Origin of the sequence: Chelativorans salis (assembly GCF_025336525.1) — a bacterium.
GTDB classification, from domain to species: Bacteria; Pseudomonadota; Alphaproteobacteria; order Rhizobiales; family Rhizobiaceae; genus Chelativorans; species Chelativorans salis.
In genome coordinates this window covers 196,062-217,946 of the sequence record NZ_JAOCZP010000008.1, presented here as the reverse complement: position 1 = coordinate 217,946, position 21,885 = coordinate 196,062, and the positions used below count along the sequence as shown (strand labels likewise).

Sequence of the window (21,885 nt, the reverse complement as noted above, 5' to 3'; positions counted from 1 at the left end):
CCTCCGTCAAAGTCTTCATGTCGGGGTTGTTTCTGCCTTCGCGCCGGTCAGATTTCCTGTGACCAGTCGCGGGTTTCGATGATTGTGCGCAAACGCGCGAGGAAGGCGGCCGAATAGGCGCCGTCGAAGGCGCGGTGGTCGAAAGACTGCGCCAGGATGCCGATGAGGCCGACGCCTATACGGTCACCGTCTTCGTCGGATACGACCACCGGCTTCTTGCGCACGCCATCCGTCGAAAGGATCGCTACCTGCGGGGCGTTGACGATGGGTGCGGTGAACATCGTGCCGAACGTGCCGGAATTGGAGATCGAATAGGTAGCCCCGGACAGATCGTCAGCGGTCAATTTGCCGGCCCGCGCCCGCGCCACCGCCTCGTTGATCGCACGCGCCAGCCCCACCAGCGTCAGGTCGTCCGCACCCCTCACCACCGGCACCACAAGCCCGTCATGGTCGAGGTCGACCGCAATGCCCAGGTGAACCCGACGGGCGACCAGCAGCCGCTCGCCGTCGAGCCGTGCATTCACCTGAGGATAATCGCGGATCGCAAGGCAGGTCGCCCGCGCGATAAAGGGCAGATAGGAGAGGCGAAAGTCCCAGCGCTCCGCATTCTCCTCATTGGCCTTGCGGCGCATCTTGTCGAGCCGCGTGAAATCCGCCTCCACCGCCTGCACCACATGCGGAACCGTGCGCCAGGCCTCCGACAGATGCTCGGCCGAGCGCTTGCGGATGCGATTGAGCGGAACGACGTCGACCTCCGGGCCGATCTCGGCTTGCCCCTGTGCAGGCCGCGGCTGTCGTGTCTCGACAGGCGCCGCCGGTGCACGCGCTCGTGCCGCCTCCACATCCGCCTTGACGACGCGACGCTTGCCCTGCCTCGCCGCCTCCTCAGCCATCGTCACCGCATCCAGCCCCGCCTCGGCAATCAGCCGACGGGCGAGCGGCGTGATCTTCACACCGTTTGCGGCCTCCGCCTTGCCGTAGTTACGCTCCGGCGTACGCACCTCGAAGAAAAGATCGAGCCCCCCGTGTCCGTTCATCCTCGGCACAGGCACCGGTGCGGGGGCGGGCGACCCGGCGGGCATGGTCTCCCCCGCGCGCGGGTTCGCCGTGGCGGCGGTCACGTCCCCTTTGCTCGCCGGCTCCGCCTTACCGGCGATGACCGCCACCACGGCGCCCACAGGCGCAGTGGCGCCCGCACCCACATGGATTTTCCTGAGGACACCGGCGCCGACAGCCTGCACCTCCATCGACACCTTGTCGGTCTCGATCTCGAACAGCACATCGCCTTCGGCGACCGCATCGCCCTCGGCCTTGAACCAGGTGCTGATGGTACCTTCGCTCACGGTCTCGCCGAGCTGCGGCATGACGACGTCCATCACTTCACCTCACCATTCCGCGGAGACATATTGCGTCTCCAGGAATTCCATCAGCCCCTCGTGCCCGCCCTCGCGGCCGAGCCCCGACTGCTTGACCCCGCCGAAGGGCGCGGCCGCATCGGAGACCAGCCCGCGATTGAGCCCGATCATCCCGAATTCGAGCCGTTCGGCGAGCCCAAGCCCGCGCTTCTGGTCGCGCGTGTAGATGTAGGCGACGAGCCCGTATTCGGTGTCGTTGGCCCTGCACACCACCTCGTCCTCGTCGGAAAAGCGTTGCAACGCTGCGACCGGACCGAAGATCTCGTCGCAGAGCAGCTTCGCCGTGTCGGGCACATCGACGAGCACCGTCGGCGGATAAAAGAAGCCCCTGCCCTCGTGCCGCCTGCCGCCGCAGAGCGCGCGGGCGCCCTTCTCCAGCGCATCCTCCACGAACCCCGCCACCTTGTCGCGCGTCTCGGCATTGACCAGCGAACCGACCTGCACCCCCTCTGCAAGCCCGTGCCCCATCCTCATGGCGCCCATCCTGATCGCAAGCTTTTCCGCAAAGGCGTCATGCACGTTGTCATGGATATAGAAGCGGTTCGCCGCCGTGCAGGCCTCGCCGATGTTGCGCATCTTGGCGAGGATCGCGCCTTCCACCGCCGCGTCAATGTCTGCATCGGCACAGACGATGAAGGGCGCGTTGCCACCCAGCTCCATCGCCGGCTTGACGACATTGTCGGCAGCACTCTTGAGCAGCGTGCGGCCGACCGCCGTCGAGCCGGTGAACGAGACGACGCGAACGCGCGGATCGTGCAGCATGGCGTCCGCCACCTTGCCGGAGGCGCGCGAGGGCAGCGCGTTGACGACACCAGCCGGCACCCCCGCCTCCTCCAGCACCTCCATCAGCGCAAGCATGGTGAGCGGCGTCTCCGAGGCAGGCTTGATGACCACGGTGCAGCCCGCCGCCAGCGCCGGCCCGATCTTGCGGGTGCCCATGGCGGCGGGAAAATTCCACGGAGTGATGAGAAGGGCGACGCCTGCCGGCTTGTGATGCGCCAAAATGCGCGCTCCGGATGCCGGCGAATGCATCACCTGTCCGATATTCCGCACGGCTTCCTCCGCGTACCAGCGGAAGAACTCAGCCGCATAGGCCATCTCGCCCTGGGAATCGGCAAGCGACTTGCCGTTCTCCAGCGTCATCAGCCGGGCGAAGCGGTCCTTCTCACGGGTCAGGATGTCGAAGGCGCAGCGCAGGATCTCGGCCCGCTCGCGCGGCTTCGTCGCCGCCCAGCCGGCAAAGGCGGCTTGAGCTGCGTCGACCGCGGCTATCGCATCCTCCACCGTGCCGTTGGCGACATCGGCAATCTTCTCTTCCGTCGCCGGATCGTAGACGGGAAAAGTACCGCCATCCGACGCATCGCGCCACCTGCCGGCGATATAAAGCTCCGTCGCGAGCCTGGAGGGGATTTCATGTTTCATCGCGAACCTCCTCCGTCCTCACGCCATCGCCCGGCGGACACGCTCGGCAATGCGCTCGGGCGTCGGCAGGACAATGTCTTCCAGATTGTCGGCCGCCGGCAGCGGGATGTGCGGCGTGGTGATCCGCACCACCGGCCCGTCGAGATCGTAGAAGGCCTCGTCGGCCACGATGGAGGCAATTTCCGCGCCCCAGCCGCACAAGCGTGGGTTCTCCTCCACGGTGAAGAGCCGCCCCGTCTTGGCCACCGAAGCGAGAATGGTCTGCGTGTCGAGCGGCACGAGCGAGCGCACGTCGATCACCTCGGCATCGATGCCGTGCTCGGTCTTCAGCTTCTTCGCGGCCTGAAGCGCGCGCGGCACCATCAACGCCAGCGCCATGATGGTAGCATCCCGGCCCTCGCGCACTACCTTCGCCGTCCCGAGCCGGTCGAGGATCTCCCCGTCCGGCACCTCGCCCTTTGAGCCATAGAGCGACTTGTGCTCGAAGAAGATCACCGGATCAGGATCGCGCACCGCCGCCGCCAGGAGCCCGATCACGTCGACCGGCGTGGACGGCGCCACCACCTTCAGCCCCGGGATCATCATCGCCCAATTCTCGACCGACTGCGAGTGCTGCGCACCGAAGCGCGAGCCCGCGCCATTGCCCGTCCTGACCACCAGCGGACATCGGAGCTGCCCGTTCGACATGTAGCGCGACTTCGGAAACTCGTTGGCGATGTAATCGAAGCAGACGGCCAGGAAGTCGGAGAACATGATCTCCGCAATGGGCTTGAGCCCCGTCATCGCCGCCCCCATGGCGGCGCCCAGGATAGCCTGCTCGGAAATGGGCGTGTCGCGCACGCGCTTCGGCCCGAACTTCTCGTAAAGCCCCACCGTCGCCTTGAACACCCCGCCGGCCTTGGCCACGTCCTCGCCGAGGAACACGACGTTCTCGTCTCGCTCCAGCTCCTGCGCGATGCCGCGGGCCACCGCCTCGCGATAGGTCAGTTCCGCCATGCCCAGCCCCCGTCGGCATATACATCGGTCGCAAGGATCTCATCGGGCGGCTGGGGTGCGGCCTTGCATGCCTCCGTCGCCGCGTCGACCTTCGCCTTGATCTCCTTCTCGATCGCGGCGATCTGCTTCTCCGAGACGCCGAACTCGGCAAGCCGCGCGCGGTAGATCTTGACGGGATCGTGCTCCAGCCACTTCTCCAACTCCCCTTCCGGCCGGTATTTGCCGGGGTCGGCACGCGAATGGCCGGAGTGGCGATAGGTCTTGCACTCGATCAGCGACGGCCCCTCCCCCGCCCGCGCCCTGGCGAAGGCTGCCTGCGCGGCGCGATAAACCGCGTCGGCGTCGTTCCCGTCGACGATGATGCTTTCCAGCCCGTAGGCCGACGCCCGGTCGGCCGCCGGATGCTCCACCGCCGTCACCTCGCCGATCGGCGTATATTCCATGTAGAGGTTGTTCTCGCAGCAAAAGACCACCGGCAGCTTCCACACGGCGGCGAAGTTCAGCGCCTCATGAAAGGCGCCGATATTGGTCGTGCCGTCACCGAAGAAGCAGACCGACACGTCGTCGTGGCCGAGGTACTGTGCCCGCCACGCCGAGCCGCAGGCGATCGGCAGATGCGCGCCGATGATGGCGTAGGAGCCCATTACCCCGTGGTCGACGGAGGTCAGATGCATCGACCCGCCCTTGCCACGCATCAGCCCGTTGTCGCGCTGCATGAGCTCGCCCAGCACCGCTTCCATCGGCACTCCCCGCGCCAGTGTATGCGCGTGCCCCCGATAGGTGCAGAAGGACTTGTCCCCGTCCTTCATGGCCACCGCGAACCCCGCCGCGATCGCCTCCTGTCCCAGCGACAGATGGCTCGTGCCCTTGACGAGATTCTGCAGGAACAAGTCATAGGCCCGCTTCTCGAAGTCGCGGATCTCCACCTGGCGCCGGTAGAGATCGAGCCGCGTCTCGGAGCCGATATCATCGTTGACGCGGGCGGCCGCGCCGGGCTTCTGGCGCACATTCATCGAGCGCTCTCCTCGTTCTTCAAAGCAGGCGGTCCGGCTTTAATAGCGGTTGGCGATGGGCAGTTCCTCAGCCGGGAAGCGGGAGATCACCTCGCAGCCCGTGTCGGTCACCACCACCTCCTCCTCGATACGGGCGGCCGAATAGCCGTCGGACGCTGGACAATAGGTTTCCAGCGCGAAGACCATGCCGGTCTTGATCTCCATCGGATTGTCGAGCGAGACCAGGCGGGAGATGATCGGCCGCTCGTGCAGCGCCAGACCCAGCCCGTGGCCGAACTGCAGCCCGAAGGCCGCCAACTCGGAGGGGAAGCCGAATTCCTCCGCCTTCGGCCACACGCTTGCGACCTTGTCGGTCGAAACACCCGGCCGGATGAGCTCGATAGCCGCATCCAGCCACTCGCGGCACTTCACATAAGCGTCGGTCTGCACCGGCGTTGCGCGGCCGACATTGAAGGTGCGGTAGTAGCAGGTGCGGTAGCCCTGATAGGATTGCAGGATATCGAAGAAGGCCTGGTCGCCGGGGCGGATCAACCGGTCGGTGAAGTTGTGCGGATGCGGATTACAACGCTCGCCGGCAATCGCGTTGATGGCCTCTACGTCGTCCGAGCCCATCTCGTAGAGCATCTTGTTCGCCTTGGCGACGATGTCGTTCTCGCGCACGCCGGGCTTCAGCTCCTCCCAGATCATATGGTAGACCCCGTCCACCATCGCAGCAGCCTGATTGAGCAACACGATCTCATCGATGTTCTTGATCTCGCGCGCATCCAGCATGATCTGCTGGCCGTCGACGACGTCGAGCCCCGCCCGCTGAAGCTCGAAGAGCATCGCCGTCTCGGCAAGGTCCACGCCGACAGGCATGTCCGCCACGCCCGCCTGGCGCAGGAGGTCGGCGATCTCCTCCGCATGGGCCTTCATCAGCCCGACCGCCGGCGGTACTGTACCGCGCATGCCGAGCATACCGGCGCGGAAATGGCTTTCCGGCATCCAGTCGCAGTAGAGGCGGTGGTGCACTGCCGCCGAGCCAAAGTCCCACAGCACCGGCTCATTATCGCCGGCAAGCAGCGCGAAACGGCACAGCTTGTCGCGCTCCCACTCACCAATCTTGGTGGAGGTGACGTAGCGAATGTTGTTGACGTCGAAGAGAAGCAGCGCACCGCACTTCGAGTTCTTCAATGCCTGGCGTGCCCGGGCCAGGCGATAGGCATGCATGCGGCGGTGGTCGACACGCACCTCGAAATCGACGCTCATATGGCCGGGCGCGGGGATCGCCCGGTCCCAGCGCCAGTTCGGCGCCAGCGCCTGTCGCAGCGCCGTATCCGCGTCGATCTCGCGCGGCTGCAGGATAGGTTCGTTCATCGCCTCGTCCTCCCGGTTGCGGCGTTCGTTGGGGCATGGCCGCCATCAATGCTGCTCGCCGCCAAGTTTTCCTCAGCCAACATGGCTGGTGCAATCGTTTGCACATAAACATCATCGATGCGCAGTGTCAATCGCAAGATCGGCCTTGAGAATAATGTTCACCTTCCAGCCGTCGAGAGGCCGCCGCTTCCAGATCCGGCTCAACCGAAGCACATCCCGCTTCATGTATTTGAAAACGTTTGCACGAGACGATATTCTGACCATGGTTGTTTGATTCCGGAGCCGTACCAGCCACCATGCAGAAGACGTCCATCAAGAAACGAGTGACGCTTAAGGACGTCGCCAACGCCGTGGGGGTCCATGTCTCGACGGTTTCACGCGCGCTGGATCCGCGCACGCGGCATCTCATCACGCCGGAGGTGGCCGAGCAGATACTGAAAGCCAGCGAGCGGCTCGACTACCGCCAGAACGCGGCCGCCTATTCTCTCAAGACCAACCGCACGAGGACGATCGGCGTCGTCGTGCCCGACATCACCAACCCGGTGTTTCCGCCGATCATCCGCGGAGTGGAGGACGCCTTGGCGAGCCGCGGCTATGTCGCCATCCTTGGCAACACCGATGGCGACATGCGCCGCGAGACCGGCCTTGTCGAGACCTTCCGCTCGCGCGGCGTCGACGGGCTGATCCTGGCAAGCGTGGAGCGCGAGGACGCCGCGGTCTCGAAGCTCGCTGCCGAGGGGTTGCCGGTAATCACCGTCAACCGCCGCGTAGACGACAGCACCGTGGCCTCCGTCGTCAACGATGAGGCGGAAGGCATCCGGCGAGTGCTCACCCATCTCGTCTCGCTCGGCCACAGGCGCGTGGCCAACATCGCTGGCCCGCAGTCGCTGTCGACGGGCGCGGCACGCTACGCCGGCTTCGAAAAATACCGTGGCCCGATGGGGCTCGTCGACGATCGTGACCTCGTCGTCTTCGCCAATGCCTTCAACGAAGCGGAAGGCGAGCGTTGCGTTGAGGAGCTTTTGGCATGCGGCGCTGAGTTCACGGCCATCGTCTGCTCGAATGACCGCTTGGCCGTCGGCGCCATCGCCGCGCTTTCCCGCCACGGCTTGCGCTGCCCGGAGGACGTGTCAGTGACTGGCTACAACGACATGCCGATGGTGGAGCGCATGCAGCCGCCCCTCACCACCATTCGCATTCAATCCAACAAGGTCGGCTTTGAAGCGGGGCAACTATTAGTCAAAATGATCGAGCGCCCGCCGGGCGAGTATGAGGCAGAACATATCGTGCTTCCCATCGAACTGATCGTCCGCGGCTCAACCCGCGCCATACGTCCCCCGAATGGCCGTGGTCGGGAGACCGGCTGAGGCGGCCCGCACCTCTCCTTACACTCGACAACAGGCAAGGGATTCGCTCATGGCCGCTTCGGAGAACCGCTTGGTTGAAGTCGCCGGCCATTGGCTGCCGCGCATGGAAGTGGCCGGCATCCCGTCGACGACGGCGAAATCGGTGATGGAGGCTGCCGGCACGTGGGAGAACTGGTGCCGCGCATGGACCGCGGAAGGAAATCGTCATCAGGCCGCTGGAGAAGAGGCCCTGTCCCTCGGCCGTCACGTGACGGCAGGCGAGGCCTTTGCTCGCGCAAGCTTGTTCTATCACTTCGCACAATTCATGTTCTTCGACGACATTGCGCAGAAAAGCGCGGCAGCCCACGCAAAGCGCGAAGCCTATGCGCGGGCGTTGCCGATGCTCGATCCGCCGGGCGAGCTTCTGTCGATCTCCTTCGAAGGCGGCGTCATCCGGGCGGCGCTTCGCAAGCCGGCGCACGGCGCCACGAGCCACCCTCTCGTGATCCTCATCCCCGGTTCCGACTCCACGAAGGAGGAGTTTCCCGCACTCGAAGCGCATTTCCTGAAACGCGGCCTTGCCACGCTATCGGTCGACGGGCCGGGTCAGGGCGAAGGCCGCAGCCTCGGTCCGCTCAGGACGGATATTGGCCCCGCGCTGGCTGCTATTGTTGAGCACGTCAGCGCCGTACCGGGAATTGCCGGCGGCATTGCGCTCGTGGGCATGGCCTTCGGCGGCCACCTGGCGCTGAGAGCCGCCCGCGCCGTACCCGGCCTGAAGGCCGTGGTCTCCATCAACGGCTTTCATTACCTCGCGGCGATGTGGCCAGGTTTTCCGCCTGTCTATCGCGACAACATGACCTACGCGCTTGGCGCCGCCGATCTGGAAGAGGCAGCGGAGCGGGCGCGTGCCTTCACCCTGGCGCGCGCCCTTCCAGCGCCCTGTCCGACACTCATCATCCACGGCGGCAAGGACCGCATCTTTCCGCCGGAGGAAGCCGAGCGCTGCGCTGCTTGGGCGGGCGACGCCGACCTCATGATCTACCCGGACGGCAATCACGTCTGCAACAACATCGCCTGGGCCTATCGCCCCATGGCCGCCGACTTTGTTGCAGAAAAGCTGATCTAGCAGGCCAGTCTCATCGCCGTCCTATCAGCCTTGGGCAGCGCGGAATTCAGTGAGGATTCGTGCGCCGGAGGCGGCAAGCTCGTCCGCACGGCGGTCGATGTCGCCCGCAAGCAGCCGTCCTGCCCGTTTGCGGACAACGCCGTCCACAATGACCGTGTCGACATTGGCGGTGCCGGCTTGCAACACGACGGAGGCGATAGGGTCGTTGACGGGATGAAGTCCATGAGCGCGTGCGTTGAGCAGCACGATATCCGCCGCCTTGCCCGGTACGAGCGAGCCGACACGGTGGTCCATGCCGGCCATGCGCGCGCCGTCGATCGTCGCCCAACGCAGTGCCTCGACGGTGGGCACGGTGATCGCCTCCGGTCCGCTCCCCGTTTCCGCGATAGCATCAAGACTGTCGAGCAGGCGCTGGCACTGCAGCGTCATGCGCGCCACGGTGAACATGTCGCTCGATATCGCCGACTCGATGTCGGAGCCGATCGAGACCGGCGCGCCGAGCGCCCGCAGCCGGCCCGTGAGCGGCCTGCCGAACCCCATCTGCATCTCCACCTCCGCCGTCACCGTGAAGGAGACGCCGCTGGAGACGAGCAGGGACAGTTGCTCGTCGGTGAGGATGTTGGCATGCACAACGTTGATGCGCGGCCCCAGCAGCCCTTCCGCGGCCAGCCGCTCAAAGCCGTCGGGGACCATGAAGCTCCCGCTCACATGCATGCTGGCGACGAGGCCCAGTTCGCGCGCGAGGCGGAAATCAGCCAGGCACACCTCGTGCACCGACATGCCGGGGCCAAGGATGGCAAGCCCGAGCGTCACCAGCGCATCGTCGCTCTCAAGCCGCTCGCGGCGCACCCGCTCGACCTCCGCGCGCGGCAGCGGAATCTCGCTGAAATGCTTCTGCCCTGTCTTGGGGTCAGGCTTGGGCGAACCGTGCAGGAACAGCGCCCGGATGCCGCTCTCCTGAAGCGCATCGATGGCAGCATCCGTGTGCTCCGGCGTCGGGTTGTTGTGGCACCAGTCGACCAACGTCGTGGTGCCCGCGTTCAGCTGAGCGTAGGCGCCCATCAGATTGGATATGTAGATGTCTTCCGGCCGGAAATGCATTGCGAGCCCCGCATGCATTGCCCGCAGGTATTCCTTGATCGTCCAGTCGGCGGCAATCCCCCGCAGGCCGGTCTGCCAGGTGTGCATGTGCGCGTTGACGAAGCCCGGAATCACGATCATGCCCGCAGCATCAATCACCTCGCCCACCTCCTCCACCTCCAGCCTCGGCCCGAGGGCGGCGATGCGGCCGCGCTCCACCAGCAGGTCGCCGGGTGCGAGGATCGTCCCCTTCCCGTCCATAGTGACGACGGTGCCGCCCTTGATGAGAATGCGGGACATGGATCGGCCTCCGGAAGATTTACAGAAGGAACAGGGTGATGGCGGGGAAGGCCATTAGGATGAGCGTGATGGTCGCCATGACAATCACGAAGGGAAAGGCGCCCGTGAAGATATCGCGAAGGGAGGCGAAGCCGGGCGGCAGCGTGCCCTTCACCACGAAGACGGACAGCCCGAAGGGCGGCGTTAGGAGCCCGATCTCCACGCCGATCACGGTAACCACGCCGAACCAGATCGGATCGCCGCCGAAGGCGGCCACCACCGGCAGCACGATCGGCAGGATGATCAGCATGATGGAGACCGAATCCAGGATCATGCCAAGCAGGATCAGGATGACGAGATAGACGACGAGAAAGCCCATGAAGCCAAGATCGAGGGCGGCAAATGCGGCGGTCATCTGCATGGGGATCGTGGAGAGCGTCAGCATGCGGCCGTAGAGATTGGCGGCGATGATCAGGAACAGGATACCGGCGGCGATATAGCCCGTTTCCAACACCACCCGGCCGATCTCCTTCAGCCCGAGTTTGCGACGGGCAAAGCCGACGATGAAGGCGCCGAGGGCACCCACGGCTCCCGCCTCGGTCGCGGTGAAGACGCCGGCATAGATCCCGCCCATCACCACAGCGACGATGGCGATGACAGGCGCCAGCCGCTGCGCCATCTGCGCCGCCGGCATGCCCTCCTCCGCAACCGGCTTGGGTGTGCCGACAAAGGCCGGAAACCACGTGGCCAGCACCACATTGAGCGCCGCAAAGGCCGAAGCAAGAAGAAGCCCCGGCACGATCGCCGCGATGAACAGCTTACCCACCGAGGCCTCCGCCAGGAGACCGTAGATGATGAGAAGCAGGCTTGGCGGGATCAGCATCCCCAGCACCGAGCTCCCCGTCACCACGCCGACCGCGAAGCGGGGCGTATACCCGCTCTCGATCATCGGCGGCACAGCGATGCGGCTGAAGACGGCTGCGGAGGCGATCGAGCTGCCGGTGATCGAGGCGAAGATGGCATTGGCGGCAACGGTGGCCATGCCGAGGCCGCCGCGCACGCGGCGCAGGAGATGAACGGCAACCTGAAAGGCATCGCGGCCGACATCGGCCCTGTCGAGCACCAGCCCCATCAGCACGAAGAGCGGCACCACGCCGAACTCGTAGGAGCGGATCGCGCCGCCCGCGGCAATCCCCAATGCGTTCTGCGCAATGGCCGGATTGTGCCGCACCAGCCACAGGCCGAGAAAGGAAAGTGCCAGAAGTGCGAAAGCAATCGGCATGCCGATCGTGACCGCCACCAGGAGACCAGCAAGCGAGATGATGCCAACCCACACCGGCGACAGGGTGAGGGCGAAGTTCAGGACAAGAAAGACAGCGATAGCACCGACAAAGATCACAATCGGCAGGAGATCGCGGGACAGCGCCGGTTCCCCAGGCGCTGGCCGCCGCAGGGCGCGCACAAGGTCGAAGCCGGAAAGGAGGGCCCTCCGCGCGGCCTCGACGAATGCCACCGCGCAGCCGGTCACCACAGCGAGCTTGAACGGCCAGACCGTGATCTGATAGGCGCCGACGGCGCCGGTGAACTCGCCTGAATGATAAGACTTCACGAGGTCGTGCCACAGCCACAAGAGGGCCGCTGCCAGGATCGCAGCCGCCGCGGCGTAGAAAACCAACTCCATCGTGCGCGCCAGATGCGGCCGCTTCTCGTGCCAGGCACCGATCAGGAAATCGGCCCGCACCAGCCGCCCGCCGCCGATGGTGCTGCCAAGCTGGAGGAAGACGCAGGCCACGATGGTGAGCGCCACGATATCGCTCACGCCGTTGATCGGTCTGGAGAAGAAAAAGCGCAGGCCAATATCGGCGACGATCAGGAGCATCAGCCCGACCAGCGCAGAAGAAGCGATGGCCGAAAGCGCCAAGGGAACCGCCTGATAGACGCGCCCAAAAACGGTGGGGGTGCCGGCACTTCCTGTGGCGATGTGTTCGGCCATACGTTTTGGTTCGCTTGATACAGGGATTGCGGTCCGGGCGGGCGCGGCCGGCCCGCCTGAGCTTCGGCAGCGCTGCTAAATATTCGCGTCCCAGTCGCGCAGCGGCTTGCCGCCCTTGGCGCGGATGGCGGCCATGAACTCCTTCATGATCTCGCGCGCCGGGATGCCTTCGGCCTCACCGGCCTCCACCCAGTTGCGGCCGAGATCGGGCATCATATTGACCCATTCCAGCCGCTGCTCCTGCGACATCTCGGCAATCGTGGCGCCCTCCTCCTTCATCGCCTGGATAGCGCTCGCCTGGCGCTCCTCAATGAGCCGGGCGTTCTCGTTGGAATATTCCATGCCGAGTTCGGTCAACACCTCCTGCACGTCCTCCGGCAGCGTGTCCCAGGTGGCACGGCTCACACCGAACCCGCCGAAGGTGAGCGGACCGGTGTCGACCAGCGTTACAAAAGGCGCAACCTCGTGGATCTTCAGCGGATAGGCGCCGGTGGCGATCAGGATGGAGCCATCGCCGACGCCGGTCTGCAGCTGCGAATACTGCGCCGGCAGACCGGTGGAGACCAGCGTGGCGCCGGTCGGCTCGATCCAGGGCGCACATACCGGCACGCCCAGGATCTTCAGGCCCTTGAGATCGGAAAGCTGCTCGATCGGCTTCTTCGTGAAGAGGTGATAGCCGTCCGACACGCAGGCGCCCAGAAAGACGATGCCGTTCGCCTCCCACTCGGCCTTCATGGCCGCGTTGGTGACGTTCAGCTCGTTCATCACGTCCACCGCCTGCTGCACCCCGCTGGTGGCAAACGGCGTGGAGTACATGATGTTCTGCAGCGGCAGCGCAGAAGGCTCCCACAGCGCGCCGATCCAGCCCATGTCGGTCAGCTGCTGGCTGACCGCTTCCAGCGTGTCCTCGAAACCGTAGAGAGAGCCGCCGAAAGCCTCCGTCCAGTTGATCCGGTAGCTGCTGCTTCGCTGCACAAGCATTTCGTTGGAGCGCTCCACGATCACTGTCTTGAGCGGCCCCACCCATGGGATGGCGAGAGGGTGGCTGGAGGAGATCGTAAGGTTGACCGTCTCCTGCCCGAAAGCCGCGCGTGTCGGCAACGCGGCGGCTGCGGCGGTGATCAGAATGGTGCGTCTGGAAATCAGCATTGGTTCTCCTCCCTTGCTGCTGCGGCGCAACGGTTCCCCTTCCGGTCGAGCGAGCGCTCCCCAAAGCCTTCTACCGCACGAATTGGCTAGATGCAATCGTTTGCACTTGTTTGCGCAATGCAGCCCGTATCAAGAAAGGCCACGGCGGGACGGCAGCGGCGCACATTGCGCCGCAACATTTCCCTTGAATATACCATCTGGACGGTATATGTACCGTCTGGACGGTTAAGTAAGAACTCAGCGTTGAATTGACCTCCCAAGTCTTTGCAACCCGGGAATGCGGCATATGATGACAGTCCGCATTCCCGGGCTTTGCGAGGCACACGCGGAAAAAGCCGTCACATATAGAGCCACGCAAGCAGGCGCCGCAGAGGGCACACGGAAATGACGAGCGAAACGACGACGGCGCGGATTGACAGGCGCACCTCCAATTCCCGCGATGAGATCCTGGATGCCGCCCAGCGCATCGTGCAGCGCGACGGCGCCGGCCGTCTGACGATCGACGGCGTTGCGCGCGAGGCGGGCCTGAGCAAGGGTGGCGTGCTCTACAATTTCCCCAACAAGGAAAGCCTGCTCAAGGGCATGCTCGACCGCATGATGCAGAACACCATGCCGATGCTCGATGCCTTTCGCGAAGAGTTTGCCGGTGGTCCCAATCCCACGCTGAGAGCCATCATCAAGACAAGCGCAAACAAAGAGTGCCTCGATCCGGCCCTCAGCAGGGCCATCCTGGCCGTGGCAGCGGAAGACCCCGAGATGCTCGCTCCGCTGCGCGCAGAACTCGCAAGGCGCTGGGAGCAGGTTCAACAGGAGTGCGAGGACCGCGACATGGCTGCCCTTTTGTGGGCCGCAGCCGACGGTCTCATGTTTCATGCCCTCATGGATATCGGCGTTTTCCCGCCTGAAAAGCGAGCCGAGCTCCTCGAAAAACTCGACAATCTGGCCACAACTACCTGCAAATAGGATAGGTCCATGTCCGCACTTCATCGCTCCGGCGCTCTAGCGCTGGCCGCCCTCCTGCTTGCCGCTTGTTCGGAAAGCGAGGCCAACAAAGCCGAGGAACCGCAGGTCCAGACGGTGGTCATCGAGCCGGTCTCGGAGTTCGCCGCCATCGGCACCCGCAATTTCGTTGGCCGGCTGGCGCCGGTCAGCACGGTGGATGTATCCTTCCGCGTCGGCGGGGAGTTGATCGACCTGCCGGTCAGCGAAGGGACGAAAGTCGAGAAGGGCGGTCTTCTGGCCGCGCTCGATCCGACCGACTATGAGCTTGCCCTGCGTCAGGCGCAGCTCTCGGCCGAGCTCGCCAAGGCCGATTTCGAGCGCAAGGAAAAGCTCCTGGCAAGCAAGTCCATTTCGCGCTCCGCCTACGATCAGTCGAAGACCGACTATGAACTGCAGGAAGTGGCGGTCGAGAATGCGCAGCGCGACCTTTCCGAGGCCACCATCGGGGCGCCCTTCGATGCGCTGATCACCCGCCGCCTGACCGACGCCTACACCAACGTGCAGGCCGGACAGCAAATCCTGCGCATTCAGGATATCAGCGAGTTCCGCGTGAAGATCTCCGTGCCGGAGGACATCCTGCGGCTGGTCGGCGACCCCAAGATGATCCAGGCCGAGGCGATCATCCCGGGGACGGACAAGCGCTATCCGCTCGAATATCGCGAGCACAACACTGAGGCCGACACTGTCGCTCAGACCTATGAGGTGACCTTCGGCATGGCGCCGCCGAGCGATGTCAATCTCCTGCCCGGCATGACCGTCTCCGTGGCTGTCAAGAGCGTGGCGCCGCAACCGCGGGAGGCTTACTCCGTGCCGATTGCGGCGGTCGATACCAGCGCTGAGGGCGGTTTCCGTGTCTGGATCTACGACGCAGAGAGCGGCTCGGTCAGCCCGCGCAAGGTCGAGATCGGCACGCTCACCGGCGAGCGCGTTCCGGTGTTATCGGGCCTCCATCTCGGCGAGCAGATCGTGGCAGCCGGCGGACAGCTTCTGCGCGAAGGCATGAACGTGCACCCGATGGGCGCGCTCTGACGGCTGCCCGGCACCCATCCAACCTTCTCCATATCATTAAAGATTTTACGCCATGAACATTGCGCGTCTCGCCATCGCACGTCCGATCTATACCTGGCTCGTCGTCCTCTTCTGCCTTTTCGGCGGGCTCTGGGGCCTAAGCAGCGTCGGCCGTCTGGAAGATCCTGCCTTCACCATCAAGCAGGCAATCGTCGTCACGCCCTATCCCGGCGCGACGGCGGAGGAGGTGGAACAGGAGGTTACCGAGGTTCTGGAATCGGCTGTCCAGCAGATGCCGCAGCTCGATACCGTCATCTCGAAGTCGACGCCCGGCATGTCGCAGCTCGAGGTGGAGCTCAAGTCGACCTATGACGGCTCGGAAATCCCGCAGATATGGGACGAACTGCGCCGCAAGATCAACGATGCCCAGTCCTCGATGCCGGACGGCGCCGGCCCCTCGACCGTCAATGATGATTTCGGCGATGTCTTCGGCCTTTTCTATGCCGTCACCGCGCCAGGCTTTTCCGACGCCGACAAGCGCGACATCGCCACCTTCTTGCGTCGCGAGTTGCTCACCGTGCCAAATGTGGCGAAGGTCACGACAGCGGGCAAGCCGACCGAAACCGTCTATATCGAGATTTCCAACGAGCGCCTGGCCCGTTTCGGCATCCCCGTCTCGCAGGTGCTTTCCACCATCCAGAGCGAGAACGCGGTGGAGAACGCTGGTGCCGTGCGGATCGGCGACCGTCACGTGCGCATTTCCATGCAGCCCTCCTTCAATTCGGTGGCGGCCATCGAGGCGCTCAGGATCGGCCGGCCTGGCACCACCGAACAGATCAGCCTGCTCGACGTGGCCAAGGTGGTGCGCGCGCCCACGGAGGTGCCGGACGAAGTGATCCGCTTCAATGGCGAGAAGGCATTTACGCTTGCCGTCGCCGGTGTCTCGACCGCCAACATCGTCGAGGTCGGCCAGGCCGTGGATGCCAAGCTCGCCGAACTTTCCTCGCGCATTCCGCTCGGCGTCGAGATCAACCCCATCTACCAGCAGCATGTGGTGGTGGACCTGGCGATCGACAACTTCATGGCCAACCTCGCCATGTCGGTCGCCATCGTCATCGGCGTCCTGTGTATCTTCATGGGTTGGCGCGTCGGCATCGTGGTTGGTGTCACACTGCTTCTGACGGTGCTGGGCACAGTGTTCTTCATGGCCGTCTTCGGCATCGAGATGGAGCGCATTTCGCTCGGCGCCCTGATCATCGCCATGGGCATGCTGGTCGACAACGCCATCGTGATTGCCGAAGGCATGCTCATCAACATGCAGAAGGGCATGAATGCCGAATCCGCGGCCGACGATGCGGCCCGGCGCACGCAGATCCCGCTGCTGGGCGCCACCGTCATCGGCATCATGGCCTTTGCCGGCATCGGCCTATCGCCGGACGCGACGGGCGAGTTCCTCTTCTCGCTCTTTGCAGTCATCGGCATATCGCTCCTGTTGAGCTGGGTTCTGGCCATCACGGTTACGCCGCTCTTCGGCCATTACCTCTTGAGAACCGGTACGGATACGGCCGAGGACGATCCTTATCGCGGGCCGATCTATGGCGCCTACCGCGCATTCCTGCGTGGCGCGCTGCGCGTACGCGGACTTACCGTCATTGCGCTCATCCTTCTGACCGGTGCCTCCTTCTACGGCTTCGGCCTGGTGAAGCAGCAGTTCTTCCCCGATTCCAACACGCCGCTCTTCTACGTCAATTACGTGCTGCCCCAGGGCTCCGACATCCGCGCCACGGCGCGCGACATGGCCGAGATCGAAAAGATCATCATGGAAAAGCCCGGCGTGACGGCGATCTCCAGCTTCACCGGCCAGGGCGCCAGCCGCTTCATGCTCACCTATGCGCCCGAGCAACCCAATACGGCCTATGGTCAGTTCATCGTCGAAATGGAGAACCGCGACCAGATCGACGCGCTGACCGCCGAGCTGCGCGAGGAGCTGGGGCGGAAATATTCGCAAGCCGAAATCCGCACCGAGCGGCTGGTCTTCGGTCCGGGCGGTGGCGCCAAGGTGGAGGCCCGCTTCTCCGGCAATGACCCGGCCGTGCTGCGCCGCCTCGCCAATGAGGCGATCGACATCATGCAGCAAAGCGGCTCGCTCACGGACATCCGTCACAACTGGCGCCAGCGCGAGCTCGTCATTGCACCGGAGATCAACGAGGAACGCGCCCGCCTATCCGGTATCAGCCGGACCGACGTGGCCAAGACGCTCGCCTTCGCCACCGCTGGTGTCCAGGCCGGAACCTATCGCGAAGGCGACCGGGCGATCCCCATCGTGGCGCGCCCGCCGGCTGAGGAGCGGCTCGATGTCAGCCGCCTGCAGGATCGTCTTGTGTGGAGCTCAGGCGAAAGCGCCTATGTGCCGATCACCCAGATCGTCAGCAGCTTCGACACAAAGCCGCAGGAGGTGCTCATCCGCCGCCGCGACCGCGAGCGGACGCTCACTGTGCAGGCCGAGCCGATAAACGGCCTGACGCCGACCGATGCGCTCAACAGCGTGCGTGCTTCAATCGAGGCAATGCCCTTGCCTCTGGGCTACCAGCTCGAATGGGGCGGCGAATACGAGAATTCGAGCGAGGCACAGCAGTCGCTGGGCCGCCAGCTCCCGCTCAGCTTCCTCGTCATGCTGATCATATCGGTGTTGCTGTTCGGCAAGATCCGCCAGCCGCTGATTATTTGGCTGGTCGTGCCGATGGCGGTCTGCGGAGTGGTCGCCGGTCTCCTGTTCACCGGCCTGCCGTTCAGCTTCACCGCGCTGCTCGGCCTTTTGAGCCTGTCGGGCATGCTGATGAAGAACGGCATCGTGCTCGTCGACGAGATCGATGCACAGATCGCCTCGGGCATTGCGCGCGAAAGGGCGGTGGTTGATGCCAGCGTCAGTCGCCTGCGGCCCGTCTTTCTGGCTGCCGTCACCACCGTGCTCGGCATGATACCGCTACTGCCCGACGCCTTCTTCGCTTCCATGGCGGTGACCATCATGGGCGGGCTCGCCTTTGCCACCCTGCTCACCTTGATCGCCGTGCCCGTGCTCTACGCGCTATTCTTCCGCATCCGTATCAGCGGTGGGAAGGAGGAAAGCGGAGCGCTTGTCGTCGGAGAGGCTGCCTAAGCCGCAGCGTGAAGGGCCTCCTAGCTTTCAAGCTAGGAGGCGTGGTTGGTACGATGAGGGCCGTTTAGCGCTTTGCAGCCTCGCTACCGGTCGCTTCACGAGACAGATAGGCCTGCACGGTTCCATGCACGTGGCTTGCAAGCCACGAGGCCATCGCCTCCTCCTCACGACAAATCTCCTCACACACACCGGCAATGTCGGGTTCACCAGCGGCCTCTGCGGCAGCTATGAGGATCCTGTAGGAGGCGATCTCCATATGCTCAAAGCTGTAACTGGCGAGCACTCCCTTCACGACCTCGTCACCGGCGGGCATTCCCCCCACGCCTTGCAGAACCGCTATGAACTGACCGGCAAAGTCTTTCGCTCCGGAAGGAGATGTGCCACGTGCTTCGAGGCACCGTTCCAGGCGCTCCCGCTGTGATCGCGTTTCCGAAATGTGCTGCTGAATGCGCTCCTTCAACTCGGGATAGTTTTCGATCCGGTCCGCTTCAACCTTCAGCATCTGCTCGGCCTGCGCTTCCATCGCGTGAGCGTCCCGCAGCCATTGATCCAGTCTCTCTCCGACGGTCGCCATTCCAGTCTCCTTGGTTGATGGCTAGCGAACCGCCGTGCGACCGCAATGTTCCGTTAAAGCCCGTCGCATGAAAACCCCGCTGACCGGACACCAGCGGGGCCACGTATTTTCTCAAGCAGCAAAACCGAACAGGCGCCAGATTGCCTGCCTCACGGTCGCGCCAGTTTCCTTCCGAGCGACATAGCGGCGCAGAGATTTGGCCACGGCCCTGCCCGTCATCCTTCCAAGATAGTGGCAATCGCAAAGAAGACGATGCGACTCGAAATCGTTCATACCAAAGAAGTCCATGGCGTCGCCGAGCCCATCGCTCTTCAGTCCCTCGTCACGCAGTACTTGGTCCTTGAACGCTATGGTCAGTGGCGTGTTCACGTCCCTGTAATCTCTGCGCGCCGCCGGAGACAGATATTCGATCTGTCTCAACGCATTTAGCGGTCCGCCATGGCTTTCGAGAAGCGCAGCCCAGCGCTCGATGCGCTCTCGCTGGGACATGCGCGGCTTCTGCGGTGTCGGATATACCTCTGCGGCAGCCGCAACTTCCTGTGGAGTCTGGTGCTTCATGGTTTCCTCCGTACGATGAGCAACCACGCCCTAGACCATCGCAGTTAGCGCGCGATTCGAGCTCCGACAGATGCCCGCACGGCACTGCTGCGATCACGATTTATGTCATCTTAGCCGGTGTGGAGGCCGCGGGCTTCTCCGCGCGGCTGACCGTCGGGCAAAGAAGCAGAACCGATAGGGGAAAAAGCTTCGCCAGCCGAGGCGAAAACCCACCAAGCCAACCGGCGGCGGCGACAAACGATGACGCCATCGGCCGGGGCCGCAGATCGCTAGTCCTCCAGTACGAACGTGACGAGCAGGTTAACGCGGTATGCTGCTACCTTGCCGTTCTGGATCTCGACGTTCTGGTCCTTCACCCAGGCACTTTCAATGTTGCGCAGTGTCTTCGAGGCTCGCTCGATACCCTGTTTCACTGCATCATCGAAGCTGTTGGATGAAGTCGCCGATATTTCGGTAACGCGAGCAACGCTCATACTGTCCTCCCACGGAAAGATGACCCACGGAGAACGTCGGCCTCATGCGATTGTTCCAGCCAAGACCTATGGAGGCAACGTGTGCCCGCCGATACCGTTTTGTCCTTTCGGCGACGCCTTCTGGCAGGTGCGCCTTTCCGGTCAGGCCTTTCGCCTCAGCAGATATGTATCCATGATCCACCCCTTTCGCCGGCGTGCCTCCTCGCGCGTCTCGACGATGCGGCCGCCCACTTCGGACAGGGTGCCGGAGATGGTGATTTCGTCTCGTGAGCCTAGATAGGCCCCCCAGAAGATGCTGAACTTATCCTGATCAAGTGTGCGGAACGCCATATCGCCGTCGAGCATGACGACGGCGCTGTCCGCATTTTCAGGAAAGCCCTCCTTCAGCTTGCGCCCGGTAGTGAGATGGACTGCATTGCCCACCGTGTTCAGCGCAATGCAGTGGCTTGCCGTAAGCGCCTGGACGCTGGTGATCCCGGGAATGACCTCACGTTCGAACGGGAAGCCGGCTATGTCGCGCAGGCGATCCAGAATGCGCAGCGTGCTGTCGTAGAGCGAAGGATCGCCCCAGACGAGAAAGGCGACGCTGCCCCCCGCGTCCGTATGCTCCCGGATCAGGTCGCGATAAGTTGCGGCGATCTCGTCGTGCCAGTCGGCAACCCGCTTGGTATAGGACGGTTCCCTCTCGTCGCGGACCGGCAGGTCGAACTCCACCAGCCTCGTATCGGGGTTGGAAAGGTACCGCCGGCAAATATCACGCCGCAGCTCGGCGAGATCTTCCTTGTCGGCGCCTTTGCGCGGCACCAGCACAATATCGGCGCGGTTGAGCGCGTTGATCGCCTGCACGGTCATGTGCTCGGGATTACCGGTGCCGATGCCGATGACGAGAAGCTTCCGCATCGTCCTATTCCCTATCCGCCGGAAACACCCGCTTCGGCAAAGGTCGCCATGCCATTGTGGCAGGCGAGCGCCGCGCGCAGAATCGAAATCGCCACGGCGCCGCCAGAGCCCTCACCGAGGCGCATGCCGAGATCGAGCAGCGGGCGAAGGCCGAGCTCCGCCAGCACTTTCCCGTGCGCCGCCTCGGCCGAGACATGGCCGGCAAGCGCATGCGCAAGCCCGCCGGTCTCTAGCCGGGCCAGCGGTGCAACTGCTGCGGTGCAGACAAAGCCATCGATCAGGAGAGGAATGTGCTTGTGGCGCGCACCCAGTGCGGCGCCGAACATCGCCGCAAGCTCGCGTCCGCCGACGAGACGCAATGCGGAGAGCGGATCGGCGAGCGTGCTTCCGTGGCAGGCAAGTGCCGCATCCACCGCATCTGCCTTCCGTCTCATCCCGGCATCATCGACACCGCTGCCGCGTCCTACCCACCGCGCGCCACCGCCACCGAACAGCGCTGCCACGACCGCCGCTGCCGCTGTTGTGTTGCCGATGCCCATCTCGCCGAGACAGACAAGGTCCGCATCGGCAGGCACCGCCTCGTATCCTTTCTGCACCGCGTCCGCGAACTCGGCATTCGACATAGCGGGTTCACAGGTGAAATCACCTGTCGGGCGCTCGACCTCGAGCGGCACAACGCTCAACCTTGCGCCGGCGGCTTTGGCGAGCTGGTTGATCGCCGCGCCACCGGCAGCGAAGTTGGCGACCATCTGCTGCGTGACCTCACCGGGGAAGGCGGAAACACCCCGTGCCACAACACCGTGCGACCCCGCGAATACGAGGATATCTACCGTCTCGAGCGCCGGCTGAGCCCGCCCCTGCCATTGCGCCAGGAAAACCGCGATCTCCTCCAGCCGACCAAGGCTGCCGGGCGGCTTCGTCAGCGTATTTTGCCTCTCGGCAGCGGCGCGCGCGGCATCCGCATCGCCCTCCGGCAACGCCCGACAGGCGGCGCGGATTGCATCGGTCGACGAGAGATCCGTCATCTTTTCTCCT

18 protein-coding genes are annotated in these 21,885 nt (G+C 64.2%); 5 read left to right on the top strand and 13 right to left on the bottom strand.

The genetic code is table 11. The annotated features are described in order from the left end of the window. Positions 1-47: 47 nt before the first annotated feature. The 5 genes from N5A92_RS21985 to N5A92_RS21965 are packed head-to-tail and all read right to left on the bottom strand — an operon-like array spanning position 48 to position 6,202. A complete protein-coding gene (locus tag N5A92_RS21985; RefSeq protein WP_260906317.1) occupies positions 48-1,376 on the bottom strand; it encodes a dihydrolipoamide acetyltransferase family protein in 1,329 nt (442 codons plus the stop codon). A gap of 9 nt (positions 1,377-1,385) precedes the next feature. After that, the gene (locus N5A92_RS21980) at positions 1,386-2,837 is read right to left on the bottom strand and encodes an NAD-dependent succinate-semialdehyde dehydrogenase (protein WP_260906315.1); all 1,452 of its coding nucleotides are present in this window, start codon (positions 2,835-2,837) and stop codon (positions 1,386-1,388) included. An 18-nt stretch (positions 2,838-2,855) separates the two neighbouring features. Next, positions 2,856-3,833, bottom strand: a complete 978-nt coding sequence (locus tag N5A92_RS21975; RefSeq protein WP_260906314.1) for an alpha-ketoacid dehydrogenase subunit beta — start codon at positions 3,831-3,833, stop codon at positions 2,856-2,858. Then, positions 3,821-4,846 (bottom strand): thiamine pyrophosphate-dependent dehydrogenase E1 component subunit alpha, encoded by a 1,026-nt coding sequence (locus tag N5A92_RS21970; protein WP_260906313.1) that lies wholly within the window; start codon positions 4,844-4,846, stop codon positions 3,821-3,823. The genes N5A92_RS21975 and N5A92_RS21970 overlap by 13 nt, the downstream gene beginning before the upstream one ends. 39 nt (positions 4,847-4,885) lie before the next feature. Continuing rightward, complete coding sequence (locus N5A92_RS21965) at positions 4,886-6,202, bottom strand: M24 family metallopeptidase (RefSeq protein WP_260906312.1); 1,317 nt, start codon at positions 6,200-6,202, stop codon at positions 4,886-4,888. Positions 6,203-6,498: 296 nt separating this feature from the next. On the opposite strand from N5A92_RS21965, the gene N5A92_RS21960 reads away from it, so the two are divergent. Further along, positions 6,499-7,569 (top strand): LacI family DNA-binding transcriptional regulator, encoded by a 1,071-nt coding sequence (locus tag N5A92_RS21960; protein WP_260906311.1) that lies wholly within the window; start codon positions 6,499-6,501, stop codon positions 7,567-7,569. 70 nt (positions 7,570-7,639) lie between these two features. After that, positions 7,640-8,677 (top strand): alpha/beta hydrolase family protein, encoded by a 1,038-nt coding sequence (locus tag N5A92_RS21955; RefSeq protein ID WP_260906310.1) that lies wholly within the window; start codon positions 7,640-7,642, stop codon positions 8,675-8,677. Between the two features lie 24 nt (positions 8,678-8,701). On the opposite strand, the gene N5A92_RS21950 is transcribed toward N5A92_RS21955, so the two are convergent. The 3 genes from N5A92_RS21950 to N5A92_RS21940 all read right to left on the bottom strand — a co-directional run bounded on the left by N5A92_RS21950 (position 8,702) and on the right by N5A92_RS21940 (position 13,178). Then, positions 8,702-10,057 carry an amidohydrolase family protein gene (locus N5A92_RS21950; protein WP_260906309.1) on the bottom strand — a complete coding sequence of 452 codons (1,356 nt, stop codon included), beginning with the start codon at positions 10,055-10,057 and terminating at the stop codon, positions 8,702-8,704. Positions 10,058-10,076: 19 nt separating this feature from the next. Further along, a complete protein-coding gene (locus N5A92_RS21945; RefSeq protein WP_260906308.1) occupies positions 10,077-12,029 on the bottom strand; it encodes a TRAP transporter large permease subunit in 1,953 nt (650 codons plus the stop codon). A gap of 75 nt (positions 12,030-12,104) precedes the next feature. Next, positions 12,105-13,178 carry a C4-dicarboxylate TRAP transporter substrate-binding protein gene (locus N5A92_RS21940; RefSeq protein WP_260906306.1) on the bottom strand — a complete coding sequence of 358 codons (1,074 nt, stop codon included), beginning with the start codon at positions 13,176-13,178 and terminating at the stop codon, positions 12,105-12,107. Between the two features lie 384 nt (positions 13,179-13,562). Here N5A92_RS21940 and N5A92_RS21935 point away from each other — a divergent pair, with 384 nt between their 5' ends. Genes N5A92_RS21935 through N5A92_RS21925 form a run of 3 tightly spaced genes read left to right on the top strand, consistent with a single transcriptional unit; the run spans position 13,563 to position 18,345 of the window. Further along, complete coding sequence (locus N5A92_RS21935) at positions 13,563-14,141, top strand: TetR/AcrR family transcriptional regulator (RefSeq protein ID WP_260906305.1); 579 nt, start codon at positions 13,563-13,565, stop codon at positions 14,139-14,141. 9 nt (positions 14,142-14,150) lie between these two features. Then, complete coding sequence (locus N5A92_RS21930; protein ID WP_260906304.1) at positions 14,151-15,209, top strand: efflux RND transporter periplasmic adaptor subunit; 1,059 nt, start codon at positions 14,151-14,153, stop codon at positions 15,207-15,209. Between the two features lie 52 nt (positions 15,210-15,261). Then, on the top strand, positions 15,262-18,345 hold the full coding sequence (locus N5A92_RS21925) for an efflux RND transporter permease subunit (RefSeq protein ID WP_260906302.1): 3,084 nt from the start codon (positions 15,262-15,264) through the stop codon (positions 18,343-18,345). A gap of 64 nt (positions 18,346-18,409) precedes the next feature. On the opposite strand, the gene N5A92_RS21920 is transcribed toward N5A92_RS21925, so the two are convergent. From N5A92_RS21920 to cobT, 5 genes are all read right to left on the bottom strand, one after another. Further along, the gene (locus N5A92_RS21920; RefSeq protein ID WP_260906301.1) at positions 18,410-18,919 is read right to left on the bottom strand and encodes a ferritin-like domain-containing protein; all 510 of its coding nucleotides are present in this window, start codon (positions 18,917-18,919) and stop codon (positions 18,410-18,412) included. A gap of 111 nt (positions 18,920-19,030) precedes the next feature. Continuing rightward, positions 19,031-19,477 (bottom strand): hypothetical protein, encoded by a 447-nt coding sequence (locus tag N5A92_RS21915; RefSeq protein WP_260906300.1) that lies wholly within the window; start codon positions 19,475-19,477, stop codon positions 19,031-19,033. Between the two features lie 269 nt (positions 19,478-19,746). Beyond that, positions 19,747-19,950 (bottom strand): dodecin family protein, encoded by a 204-nt coding sequence (locus N5A92_RS21910; RefSeq protein ID WP_260906299.1) that lies wholly within the window; start codon positions 19,948-19,950, stop codon positions 19,747-19,749. Positions 19,951-20,091: 141 nt separating this feature from the next. Then, positions 20,092-20,850 (bottom strand): precorrin-6A synthase (deacetylating), encoded by a 759-nt coding sequence (gene cobF / locus N5A92_RS21905; protein WP_260906298.1) that lies wholly within the window; start codon positions 20,848-20,850, stop codon positions 20,092-20,094. An 11-nt stretch (positions 20,851-20,861) separates the two neighbouring features. Continuing rightward, the gene (cobT, locus tag N5A92_RS21900) at positions 20,862-21,875 is read right to left on the bottom strand and encodes a nicotinate-nucleotide--dimethylbenzimidazole phosphoribosyltransferase (RefSeq protein ID WP_260906297.1); all 1,014 of its coding nucleotides are present in this window, start codon (positions 21,873-21,875) and stop codon (positions 20,862-20,864) included. Positions 21,876-21,885: the final 10 nt, after the last annotated feature.